Raw genomic sequence first — 11,854 nt, 5'->3', positions numbered from 1 at the left:
ATTGCTACCTCCTTGATATTGAATGACTTTACCAGAAATGTAGAAATATTCTAAAAATCGACTAATAAATTTTTGATTCAGTAGACTATTAACTCGCAACAACCTAAGAAAATTGGTACAAACTTTTGGCAAGCTATTTATTTCTAATGCTTCTTCATCAATAAATAAAATTCGTCCAACTGGTTGGTCTGGTCCACCACCTGATATTTCTATAAGTATATCTCCAAGTATCAGTTCGCGTTTTTCTAAACTTGTTTTTTTAATTTTTCTGATAGAAGCAGTTGAGCCTTTATCCTCACTCCAGTTTTTTATTTCACTACCCCTGATACAACTTACTTCTTCAAAATTAAGATCATCAATTTTAGAAGGATCTTTTCCCCAATCTCCTCCAATGACAAATGAAATGATATTATTAAGCTCCGTTTCTACCCAATTCTTCGGTAATTTATTTTCCATTAGGCCAATTCTTTTAGCATCGCATTCAACTGAGCCGTAATGCTATTTAATTCAGCTAGCGCTTCTTTTGCAATATCTTTCGGATCACCCAAATCATCACCATTACTTACACTATCATCTGCAATAAGCCCTAAATCTAAACTGTCATTCTTTTTAGCAATTTTTTCTCGCGTAATGTAGTTCCAGCGTTCGTCTTTAATGTTTTTACGCTTGGTTTCGTCAACAGCTCCTTTAAACTCCTTTTCTAAGTTGTCTACTTTAATACCACCTGTGTAGGCTTCTACAAACCCTTCAAAAGCTTTTTCGGTAAACGGCGTGCGTTTTCCATAATTTGGAACATTGGTACGCATATCGTAAAACCAAACCCCTTGGGTGTTATTCAATTCTTCCTGACCGCGGCTAAAAAACAGGACGTTTGTTTTTACACCGGCAGCATAGAATATTCCGGTAGGTAGGCGCAGAATGGTATGCAGGTTACATTTATCCATTAAATCTCTGCGGATACGCTGCCCGTCTCCATCTTCAAAAAGAACGTTGTCCGGCAGTACTACTGCAGCACGAGCTTTGCCATCTTTTTTAAGGCTTCGGTAAATATGTTGTAAAAAGTTGAGTTGCTTATTACTGGTTGGGAAAGTAAAATCATCTCTTGATGGACGTTCGCCTCCTTTTTTAGTTCCAAAAGGCGGATTTGCCAAAACACCGTCAAAGTTCTTTAAGGTTTTACCAAATTCTGTCAAGGTGTCTGCTAAATAAATCTTGCTTTCCATACCGTGTAAGCGTGCATTCATCAATGCAAGTCGGTGTGCATCGGTAACTAACTCAACACCACTAAAGGCTTCTTCTTTTTGAAACTTTCGATCCTTATCATTAAGTGCGAAATAGTTCTGATACTTATTCCGTAAATATTCATCAGCCGAAAGCATAAAACCAAAGGTACCCGCTGCAGGATCATTCCAACGCTCGCCTAATTTTGGGACTAATAGAGCAACCATAATATTAATAAGCGGTCGAGGGGTAAAATATTGACCGGCACCACTCTTTTTTTCTCCGGCATTCTTCTCTAAAAGACTCTCATAGATGTCTCCCATAGTATCGCGGTCATTTTCTTCATACCAGTCCAAATCATCTATGGCTTGTACTAGAGTATTGAAGTTTACCGGCTTGCGTAAACTGGTAGATGCATTAGCATAAATTTCTTTTATACTAGCGCTTGTACTTTCATTACTAATTTCAGCAAGAAATTTACGATAGCGATTGAATGCTTCTATATTATCAGTCTCTTCTACAAAACTTCTCCATCGGTATTCTTCGGGAATATGCTTTTCAAAGTCTCTAACCTCGCTGAGTTTAAGAAAAAGAATATAGGTGAGTTCGTTTAAATATTGGTGATAGGTTACCCCGTCGTCGCGTAATACGTTACACAAGTTCCATAGTTTATTTGCGATATCTTCTGAGCTCATTGATTTCTAATATATTTCTAATTTGTATGAATATTTTGGATTTGAATCCTCAGGCTTATCATCAGTTAAGCACCTTCAGAATAAAGATTGTCATTCAATATTTGTATAACTTCATCAACATTATCATCGAATATTTTATTGATACGTTTATAACCACCTTCTTCTTTAAAAGGATCATTATTTAAATCTTGCTTGGTTAAAATTGCCTCCGCCATTAACTGTGCTTTAAAACGATCTAACCAACGTTGCTGAATTTTATTCCAGGGACGTAAAGCGTTTACTTTTGAAAAGGCATTAGCAATACGTTGTTCTTGCGGAATCAAATCTACATTTAGTGCCAGAGTGCGAATGTACGAAATGATATCCGCGGCGATGTCTTCATTTTTAGCTTGTTTCCAAGCTGTATGCAGTATGCGCGCATTGAAACCTTCAGCATCTAATTGCAACTTCAAATCTTTTAGGCTTTTACGGTCTAATGAAGTTGGACTGGAAACGATAGCCTGTAGTGCAGCTATTTTATTTTTATTTTCTTCAATGTATTTTTTAAAACCTTCAATGTAATCTTCGGGTTTCTGAGCTTTCCCATAATCCCGTTCAATACCTATAAATTCATCCTCATGTTCAGAAACTAATTGCACTTTTGGCTTATAGATTTTCTGGTCTAAATATCCCCACAAACTGGAATAGGACTGAATGATCTTTTTGACTTCACTATGAGTGGCATTTTTTATTGTCTCAATAATTTCCTGAGGTTCTAATCCACCGGAACGATATACAAACTCTTCTAAATCTTCTGCTTCAATTTTTTTACGCTTCCGTTGAAGTTTAGATAATAATTGTTCCACCTGAGTTTGTGTTCGTTCTTCTGTTTCTATCTCCTCAAGTTCTTCTGCTAACTGTGTAAAAGAGGTGGAAGGATTACTCACGGGTTTCATTTGTGTGTAATCTTCTAACGCTTCGTGAACCCGTACTGCATCATAGATCTCAAAATATTCTTTACCAATTTCATCACACTTTCGGGTAGCACGTCCAATCATTTGCTCATACAAAATACGTGAACTTACTCTTCGTAAGAAAACCAGATTACAAATTGCCGGAACGTCAATTCCGGTAGTAAGCAAATCTACGGTTACTGCGATATTCGGGAACTTCTCATTTTTATAGCGTCGCACCAATTCTTCTGGATCGTAAGCCTTTCCTGTTATTTTTTCAATAGCTCCCTGTGGAACATCATATCCTATATTTTTGAACTCTTCGTGTAGTTGGTTTACAATGAGATCTGCGTGAGTATCTCTTACGGCAAAAATGAGTGTTTTCTCTTCACTATTCGGATCCAAGAAATTGACAAGTTGTTTGATTACTTCCCTATTAAAGTTTGGTGTTATAACCATCTTATTAAACTGCTCAATCTCCACCAGCAAATCATCTTCTAATTCCGCAAGATCTTCAATTTTATTAGTTTCCGCATTAAAGACCTTAGGCCGTTCTCCTTTTTTCCACAAAATACCTTTCTCACTTAACCTGGTTTTGATGCGGTGTGGAGGTTCGTGATCTGCCAAATACCCATCAACAACCGCCTTGCGGTAGGAGTATGAATACACGGGTTTTCCAAAAATCTCAGTAGTATGCAATGCAGGTGTTGCTGTAAGCCCAATAATGTACGCGTTGAAATATTCAATGACCCTTTTATATTGACTCACATAATCTTTCTGATCTTTAAAATGAAGATCTTCTTCGTCCATTTCTTTATCCAGATTATAACCTCTGTGGGCCTCATCTATAATGATACAGTCATAGGTATCAATCGGTAATTCGTCTGTACCATTATAAAATAATCTTTTTACCAGGCTTTGAACTGTGGCAAAATGAATTCTAGTATCGGCATCAGGAATACTGGTTTTCATATCCTCGATTTGATACACTTCAGCAAAAGTATTGATACCTTCTACCTTATTATCCTTGTAATTTCCCAGTGCCTGTTTTGCTAGTAATCTTCTATCGGTTAGAAACAAAATACGTTTGAACCTGTTGGCTTTTATCAAACGATATGTTAATCCGATAACTGTTCGTGTCTTTCCAGTCCCGGTAGCCATCACCAAAAGAGATCTTAGGTCGCTGGTGTTTCTAATAATTTTGTTCTCGACGGCTTTTATTGCTTCTATTTGGTAATCCCGTAATCCTAGTCCGTTTTTATCTTCAAGATATTCGTAATCACTAACCTCAAGGCGTTCATTTTCTGCTTCAATATTTTTCTGATACAGACCCTGTAAACCCTGTGGTGAAAACCAACCTTTAAGCGGATAAGGATGGTTACGATCTTTACGAATGTCTAAAAACCAGATTCCGCTTTTAGTTTTAAGTTGTTCCAGATAGTCGCGACCGTTGGTAGAAAATAGAAATGGAGCCTTATAGCTATGCCATTCAGCTAAAACTTCGAAGTGTTCTAGTTCTTTTATACGCTCCGCATAAATCTTTGATTGTCTCAAGTCTGTAGAAATATCACTGGCATATTTCTTAGCTTCAACGATTCCATAAAGTTTATTGCCGATAAATAGGGCATAATCGGCCCATTTACCATTGCACGGCCATTCTGAAATAGCCATAAATCTACCTTTTTCGGGTAAAGTTTTATTTGTTTTATAGTTAAGAGTCTCTGTATCACATTCCCATCCTGCAGCTCTTAATTTTGGGTCAATAAGGGTGAGGCGAGTGTCTTTTTCATTTAAGTCTAATTTTTTCGCAACACGTTCACTTCTCTTTTTTCTTGAATCTGTAATGGCTTTCGAACTGTTTAGACTTTCAATTTTTTCCTTGTAATCAGAAACTTGCTTTGATAAAAATTCAACCTGGTGAGAAAGTTCCTCAACTGAAAAACTATTTTCTTCCGGAAGGCTGTACTGGGTTTGATCTATATAATCATTCTCATAGGTTTCATAAAACCATTTAGAAAGTTGAAAGCATTTTTTTAGAATAAAGAGAGCCTGTGGTTTTGAACCAATACCATCGTGACTGGCTTTATTTCCAGATGTTCTAATGGTATGTAAAATTCCTTTAATGATATCAGGAATACAATTGCGATATGCCAGTTGATTGATTCGCTCTACTTGCTTCCCTGTAAAATCATCTAGCTCTTCAAAGTCCCAAATTAAGACACTTATTTTTTCTGCGAATAGTCGAGCCTTAGCAATAGAGGAACTTGGATCAACGGAGTATAGTTTTTCTGCAAGTATTCCGATACCATAGATTTCTGGATAATCGGGTTTTAAGAAGCTAAAATTTGATGACATTAATGGTTTGTTAGCGTTTACAAGCTGCAATACTAACTAGTAGGGTAGGAGTAGTAGCAGATATTCGGTTAGTAAAGCTAAACAATCTGAAATGATATTCAAATAAATTAGGCAAATAGCACGAAGCCACGTGAGCCCAAAAAGAATTTATTCAATTCTAGTATATACCTGGCTTAGTTGATCAATCTCAACTTCTTCAATAGGATCAAAGAAATTCTGACAAGACATCATTTCCATAGTATTTGCATTTGGGAATAAGATAGAGTCCCTTACCGAACTTCCAATCCGATATTTGCCTTCTGAAATCTTTTCCCACGGGATATTTTCGCTGTGATTATTAGCCGTTTCATTTACTTCACAACCACCAGTTACAATAGGAGAATAATTCATGGAGGTAATGGTTCTATTCGAGCGGAATGTCACTGTACTACTGCTAATACAATCATTCGCATCTTTTGTAAATGAATCTCCATCTACTGTATAACTTTTAGTTCCTATATATCGCCATTGGCCAATAATCATATCATTGTTTGATTCCTCTGAATTATTGGAATCGGTTGTGCAGGAAGTAAAAATGAGTGTTGCAGAAATGAGGGCAAGAACTTTTTTCATGTGTAGATTGCAGGTTAAATCGGTTTTGCGAAAGTAGTAAAAATCATTAATGCTAGACAAATTCGAGGTTTGACATAAAAAGTTTTAAATTCTCAGTTAAAAGCTCTAAAGTAATCCTCTAAGTCATTATTGTAGATTCCTTTATTCTTCAATTCTTCATCGCTCTTACCATTGCGCATATCCCATAGATTGATGTTCACTCCGATTTCCTTTAGTTTTTCTACTTTTTTATGACCGGCTGTAATTGCTTGATTACTAATATCAGGAATCAATAGAACTTTATGACCTTTTAGACAGGCTACTTTATCATCAGTTAAACCGTTTAATCCTCCATACGCTAACCAGGTGAATTGTGGTAGTAGAATATCACCAACAATAGCTGTTTTCTCGCTTTCTACCAGAATTACAATATATCTGCTTTTATTCAAATCAATCAATAAATGTGCTCCAAATAAACAATAACAGTAGCCATCTTCATTTTTATAAGGAACCTTGAATTTATTGGTTCGTTTGCCGTTTTGATCATAAAACGCAACTTTACATTTTTGTACTTGCTGGTTTTCATTGATCATCCAGAAGACAGTACCACCATCACGACAGGATCCTACAGCATATCTTTCTAAGGTTTCATTTACGTTATTACTATTGTAGGTTCTCTTCAAGTATCTGATAAGGTTGTTTTCAGGTTTTAATTGAAAGTAATTCCAGATTATTTTTTCCTGAATAAAACGTTGCTTTACAGCCTTAGATGATGTTTCTAATTGGAGAGATTTGCCTTGTTTATTCGAAATTATACCTATTTGTTCATAATCGGTAAGTTGTCCATAATCCGGTAAAGTTGTTTTTCCACAGCTATGGCAGTAACCGAATTGCTCCGCAAATCCCTCATAATTGACGAATTTTCCATCTTTATTTGATTTTCCGCAGCATGGAGTAATTATTTGGTAATTTCTTTTCTTCTGAAATTTTAAAATAGATTCCATTGTATTAATTTGAATTGCAACGTGCAACGTGCAATTTTGTTAGTATGATGTCTTAAACCGCCTATAATAAGGTTGTTGAATAGAATTTGATCATTAGTTGCTTGTTGCAGGTTGCACTTAAAGCTTTAATTTTTTAAGGTTTCGACTCACCGTTGATTTGTTCACGCCTAATACGGCGGCAATTTGTTCGCAGGTGGCTCCATTTTCTTTTCCTTTCCTTAGAACAGCCTCTTGGTCAAGCTTAACTGGATCTTTTCCGGCATATTTTTCAGAAATATTTTCGAAATTAAGCTGGTAGAATTTCATAATTCTTATCGATTCTATCATCGTATGTTCTTCAATTATGTTTTTATATCCTGCATGCTGCGATTCTTTCATAGTATGAAGTACAAGAGCTACCTTATGAATATTAATCATCATTTTTGAAATATAAGCTTCCATAGTAGGGTTTGATTCCTCTTGCAGATTCAAGAGATATTGAGAATAATCTTTTAGTTTGAGCTCTGCTGCAGGTGTACAGGAAATTCTAATACAAGTGTCCTCATGATTGGTTTCAGACCATTCCTTCCTAAGATCAAGAATTCTTAACAAATTATCTTTATAGGTTTTTTGAACTTCCAAATTAATATCCTTGCCGGATAGGTGACTATTTTTCGTCAATTTATCGGTAAATAAAATGCGATCTACTAGGCCGCTTTCCAGATTTCCACCACCAAAAATCTTATATGAGAATTCAGTTTGAATGGAACCTAAAAGAACTGGGTATGATTTATCAAGTCTAAAACTTTCTACGGTTTTTCTAGAAATATCGATGTGTTTATTAGTATTTCCTTGTAGAAAAAAGGTTCGCCAAGCAGGCCCATCTTTACTGGAAGGGTTCCCCATTTTTTCAATAAGTTGATACAACTCATCCACATAAATACCTAAAGAGCATGGGTTCTGATAATGTTTGAGATAAGCAGCCTCAATAGTAGCATCTTGAATTAGCAATTGTCTTCGAATAGTCGGCTCTTCAAATTCAGTTTCTTTTAATTTGTTCTTAAATTCTCTATACTTTATAGAATCATATTGATTCAATGGTTCCGTAGCTAATTCCATGGCAGGTGACTTCATATCGCCACGACTACCAATTAGTGATAGGTATAAATTTCCATAATTTTTAAAGCCCATAGAATTCAGGCAAAATGCAAGTCCGCACGCATTACTGTAGGCGAACAATATTGAACTAAATAGATACTCTTTAGGGATTCTCTTATACTCAAATGCCTGATTTATTAGTTGGTTATGATTTTCTGGCAAATCACTAATTATTTCTTCTAGTAGCCTTAAGCTTTTCTCTTTCGAAGACTCACTTTTTTCGATGATCTTATTCTCAATCTCTTTTATGCTATCAAATTCCATTCTACTTAACTTTTAAGTATACAAGTGATTCAGTTTTCTTATCACAAAAAGCATATGTGCCATCACTTCTCATAGGAACATTTCTTATTGGGATATATCTTTGATCAATCTTTTCGATCAACTTGTCTAGATCATTTCTCGTGACCGATTTACTGCCAGCTGGTGTCAACAATCCTTTGATTGCATCATAACCAAAAGCAGCTATAAATGCATTCATGATAGAAGCTGCATTGATGGTTGCTGAAGAATCATTTTTGACTTCTTTTGATTTGATTTCAGATGGTATAGAAAGCTTTTTAATACCAGCGCTTTTACGTAGTTGATAGGCACGGCTTCTACATGAAGTAGTACAATACTTTTGAACTCCTCTTCTTTTTGGAATGTAAGTTTTTCCGCAGTTTTGACAATTTTCTAGATACATATGCGTAAATATTACGTTTGTTTTACGTTTAAAATCTTTTGTTCTTAAGTAAATACTCACTTGCTCTCATTTTTACATCATCTTTACTAGATGGCTTTACTGGATTTGATCCAGCCTTTAACCACTCTATCAAGGCTGATTTTGAGAAACGAAGTTTCTTTCCTCTCTTAAAAAATGGAATTTCATTTCGGTGAGTTTTTCCGTATACTGTTGCAGTACTTAAGCCTAGAATTTCAGCCGCTGATTTGACATCTATAATATCATCCTCTGCTGATTGCCTTCCTTCATTCTTTTTAAGAAGTTCATACATTTTTAAAGTGAATTTTTCAAGATCCTTCTCCTGGATCATTATTACGTTTTCCATATAATTAGTTTTAATGGGTTAATAATTTTTGGCTAAATTATGGAGAGAGTAGAGGGTAGGAGGTCCAGAGTGTATAGGGGGTGATAAAGAGTCTTTTTCGCTAAGTAGAATTGGATCAGGAATTTATCATCCTGATATTTTGAAAAAAAGAAACAAAAGGACACAAAAAAACCAGCAAAGAATTACTTGCTGGTTTTTTTGATAGAGTAGGTTTTATTTGTTTTAAGTGGTTCTAGTTAGCAACTTTCTTAATTCTGGGATAAAACCATCCACTTTAAGTTTTTGCAGTTTCTGAATAAGGTTTTTGATATTTTCTCTTTCGGATTCTTTACTAACGTCAACATGCTCCCCTAGTTTTCTATAGACCGATTGATTTGATAACTTCTTATCAATTATACGGTTATCAAATAGGTCTTCCGTTAAAAAGATCAATCTATAAAATTCAGGAGGTTTAATAAGTCTTTGAACCGGAACATCCAGCTTGTATAGCACCTTCACAATGAGAATTTTTTCATCTTGGGTCAAGCTTTCCGCCAGTGTATTTTGTTTCGTATTATCGATTGTATTTACGCTTTGAACTGTGATACCAGGATCATCATCCATTTTTAGAAGTCTGCCTCTTTCATGAAAATCATCTAAATTGTTATACCCATCTTCAAATTTATACAGAGTAATTTTCTCAATAGCATTTGTTTGGTAGCACCTATCAAAATACGGCCAATTGTTACTATAATTTATGAACCCTTCATCGATAGCTTGAAGTTGGGCTAATCGAGCAATGAAATGTTTATAAGGAATTTCAAGTTCAAGTTTTTCAAACTCTTCTTTCACCTCATTTGAAAGAATTCCACGAAGTGCATGTTTTATGTAATATGTTTTTTTAAGGCCTATGATTTCAATGATTGGCTTTAGTTCCTTGTAATTCCACTTCTCCTTTATCTCAGCTAGTCGACTTTCGTAAAGTCCTAGAATCCACGGATTAACATATTTAAAAGGACGACCTTGATTCTGATACTTGGATATTTGAGATTGAAGAACATTGGATAATCTACGTTGGGTAGCATTAAAGAAATAAGTGTAGGTTGTTTTATAATCCATCCAGGTCTACGTTAACGTTGTTAGCTGCTTTTATTTTGTTGGTATCTATACTTTGGAGGTAAATCTGGGTGGTTGTTATATTCTTATGGCCCAGAAGGTCTTTTATAGTATAAATGTTTTCATTCTTTGACAAATTGATGATTGCAAAAGAATGTCGAAAGTTGTGAAATGAAATCTTCTTATTAATTCCGGCATCTTCGACCCATTTTTTTAGCTCTCTAATAACCTGGTAATATGGAATCTCACTAAATATCTTACCTTCAGTGCTATCCTGGGACTTAAGAATTTTTAACGCTCCTTGAGAAATGGGGTGCGTATGTCGATGATCTGTTTTTTGTTCTCTCAGATGAATATAGGATCCTTGATGGGTATCTTCATACAAATCATTCCATTCCAATTTTGCAACATCAGCATAACGTAAGCCGGTCATTGCCGAGAACATTGCCATATGTTTAACCGTAGGAGTTTTTATGGGAGTTTTCCAGAGCACAGCCAGTTCTTGTTCAGATACGTATTCCCTAATGTTTCTTTTTTCTTTAATATACTTCGCATCCTCTGCTAAATTGCTCGAAAGAACTTTTTCCTTGTTGGCGCGCTTGAGTACCATTATAAACTGTTTATAATAAGCAGAGGCTGTATTGTTTGAAAGCTTTTTCTTATTAGTTCTCAAATTATCAGTTGTCAATAAGAAGTTGCGATATTGATCAACGTGCCACTTAGTAAGTTGTCTTGATTCCAAATCTTTTCCTGTAAATACAGCCCAATACTTCAAAGAAGCTTTCCAGGAATGATAATTACCTTTGCTACCAGTATTATAGTATTCATCGACTATTGAATTATAGAAGTCATAAAAATTCACATTATGCTGAATGTTGTCAACTAACCCAAATTCCTTATTCCGAATTTGTAGAAATCTGGTAGCTCTAATTTCTTCGGCTAATGCCAGGTTAGATTCATTGTGTTGATGCTGCCATTCATTTTCTGGTACATCATAAATTTTCAGTTTCAAGAATTCTCTTCTGGATAATTTCGCAGTTGATGGAATAACCACCGGCGGATAGTAATCTAGATATAGACTAAGCATTCCGCTTTTCAGTTTTTTTGATCTCAGCGTGACTGATGTTTTTTGCATGCTATTTTTTTTGATTGAATAAAGTGTCGATATCAGTTCTCTTAATTCTTGTCATTCGCTCTCCCAGGTTGATAGCCTGAATGGTATTTTTAGTAACCATACGATAGATAGTTTTAGATGAACAACCCAATAGGAGGGAAGCTTCTTTCACGGTCAAATAGTCCTTCTGCTGAATATCGCTTAGCTCAGTTTTTTTGCTTTGCGATTTTACCGAAGAAGCTTTTGACTTATTGATTTTCTCCGCTCGCTTTCTAGCTTTATACGCCAATTTAGCACAGTTGTCTCCGCAGTATTTTGTGACTGTGGTCTTTGCGATGAAATCACTGTTGCATAACTGGCATTTCTTCTTAATTCGAATATTAGAGCTCATAGGTTTGATTTAAAGATTCGTAGGAAACCTTTAGAGGAATTAAGAGACATTTCGCTAGGGCTTTTTGGAGGCAATTGAGTGAAATAAGAGGACATTATTTCTCCGATGCTAAGAGACACGATTTTTAGCTGCATTTTAGATGAATTAAGAGACATACATAATGCGAATCTAAAAAAACTTTTATTAAAAAAGGTACAAATAAGCTAATATTTGTACCTCGTAACGAAAACTATAATAATAGAATTATGCTTTAAACCTTTACTATTGTTG

Annotated in this window: 11 protein-coding genes; all 11 read right to left on the bottom strand. The window is 35.3% G+C overall.

Annotated features, from left to right (window positions below):
• On the bottom strand, positions 1-456 hold a 456-nt coding region (locus tag ACNKXS_RS06615; protein WP_417920175.1), incomplete at its 3' end, for a restriction endonuclease subunit S.
• A complete protein-coding gene (locus ACNKXS_RS06610; RefSeq protein ID WP_417920174.1) occupies positions 456-1,916 on the bottom strand; it encodes a type I restriction-modification system subunit M in 1,461 nt (486 codons plus the stop codon). The genes ACNKXS_RS06615 and ACNKXS_RS06610, both read right to left, overlap by 1 nt.
• Before the next feature lie 65 nt (positions 1,917-1,981).
• Positions 1,982-5,203 carry a type I restriction-modification system endonuclease gene (gene hsdR, locus ACNKXS_RS06605; protein ID WP_417920173.1) on the bottom strand — a complete coding sequence of 1,074 codons (3,222 nt, stop codon included), beginning with the start codon at positions 5,201-5,203 and terminating at the stop codon, positions 1,982-1,984.
• A gap of 147 nt (positions 5,204-5,350) precedes the next feature.
• The gene (locus tag ACNKXS_RS06600) at positions 5,351-5,815 is read right to left on the bottom strand and encodes a hypothetical protein (RefSeq protein ID WP_417920172.1); all 465 of its coding nucleotides are present in this window, start codon (positions 5,813-5,815) and stop codon (positions 5,351-5,353) included.
• Between the two features lie 92 nt (positions 5,816-5,907).
• A complete protein-coding gene (locus tag ACNKXS_RS06595) occupies positions 5,908-6,798 on the bottom strand; it encodes a DUF6371 domain-containing protein (RefSeq protein WP_417920171.1) in 891 nt (296 codons plus the stop codon).
• 117 nt (positions 6,799-6,915) lie between these two features.
• Positions 6,916-8,199, bottom strand: coding sequence for a DUF3987 domain-containing protein (locus tag ACNKXS_RS06590; protein ID WP_417920170.1), 1,284 nt, complete (start codon positions 8,197-8,199; stop codon positions 6,916-6,918).
• 1 nt (position 8,200) lies between these two features.
• Complete coding sequence (locus tag ACNKXS_RS06585) at positions 8,201-8,680, bottom strand: SprT family zinc-dependent metalloprotease (RefSeq protein ID WP_417920169.1); 480 nt, start codon at positions 8,678-8,680, stop codon at positions 8,201-8,203.
• Complete coding sequence (locus ACNKXS_RS06580) at positions 8,649-8,984, bottom strand: helix-turn-helix domain-containing protein (RefSeq protein WP_417920168.1); 336 nt, start codon at positions 8,982-8,984, stop codon at positions 8,649-8,651. The genes ACNKXS_RS06585 and ACNKXS_RS06580 overlap by 32 nt, the downstream gene beginning before the upstream one ends.
• A gap of 222 nt (positions 8,985-9,206) precedes the next feature.
• The gene (locus tag ACNKXS_RS06575) at positions 9,207-10,082 is read right to left on the bottom strand and encodes a hypothetical protein (protein WP_417920167.1); all 876 of its coding nucleotides are present in this window, start codon (positions 10,080-10,082) and stop codon (positions 9,207-9,209) included.
• A complete protein-coding gene (locus ACNKXS_RS06570; protein WP_417920166.1) occupies positions 10,072-11,214 on the bottom strand; it encodes a tyrosine-type recombinase/integrase in 1,143 nt (380 codons plus the stop codon). Before ACNKXS_RS06570 ends, ACNKXS_RS06575 begins: the two co-directional genes overlap by 11 nt.
• A gap of 1 nt (position 11,215) precedes the next feature.
• Positions 11,216-11,584: a helix-turn-helix domain-containing protein gene (locus ACNKXS_RS06565; protein ID WP_417920165.1), complete on the bottom strand. Its 369-nt coding sequence runs from the start codon at positions 11,582-11,584 to the stop codon at positions 11,216-11,218.
• Positions 11,585-11,854 lie beyond the last annotated feature (270 nt).

Origin of the sequence: Christiangramia marina (assembly GCF_048285865.1) — a bacterium.
Lineage (GTDB): Bacteria > Bacteroidota > Bacteroidia > Flavobacteriales > Flavobacteriaceae > Christiangramia > Christiangramia marina.
Note: the sequence above shows the minus strand (reverse complement) of the source record. Positions and strands in the feature narration are given on the sequence as shown.

What these genes read in the sequence shown, in the direction of transcription:
- hsdR (WP_417920173.1), bottom strand. Translation starts at nt 5,203, where the DNA reads ATGTCATCAAATTTTAGCTTCTTAAAACCCGATTATCCAGAAATCTAT.
- ACNKXS_RS06590 (WP_417920170.1), bottom strand. Translation starts at nt 8,199, where the DNA reads ATGGAATTTGATAGCATAAAAGAGATTGAGAATAAGATCATCGAAAAA.
- ACNKXS_RS06575 (WP_417920167.1), bottom strand. Translation starts at nt 10,082, where the DNA reads ATGGATTATAAAACAACCTACACTTATTTCTTTAATGCTACCCAACGT.
- ACNKXS_RS06595 (WP_417920171.1), bottom strand. Translation starts at nt 6,798, where the DNA reads ATGGAATCTATTTTAAAATTTCAGAAGAAAAGAAATTACCAAATAATT.
- ACNKXS_RS06580 (WP_417920168.1), bottom strand. Translation starts at nt 8,984, where the DNA reads ATGGAAAACGTAATAATGATCCAGGAGAAGGATCTTGAAAAATTCACT.
- ACNKXS_RS06610 (WP_417920174.1), bottom strand. Translation starts at nt 1,916, where the DNA reads ATGAGCTCAGAAGATATCGCAAATAAACTATGGAACTTGTGTAACGTA.
- ACNKXS_RS06600 (WP_417920172.1), bottom strand. Translation starts at nt 5,815, where the DNA reads ATGAAAAAAGTTCTTGCCCTCATTTCTGCAACACTCATTTTTACTTCC.
- ACNKXS_RS06565 (WP_417920165.1), bottom strand. Translation starts at nt 11,584, where the DNA reads ATGAGCTCTAATATTCGAATTAAGAAGAAATGCCAGTTATGCAACAGT.
- ACNKXS_RS06570 (WP_417920166.1), bottom strand. Translation starts at nt 11,214, where the DNA reads ATGCAAAAAACATCAGTCACGCTGAGATCAAAAAAACTGAAAAGCGGA.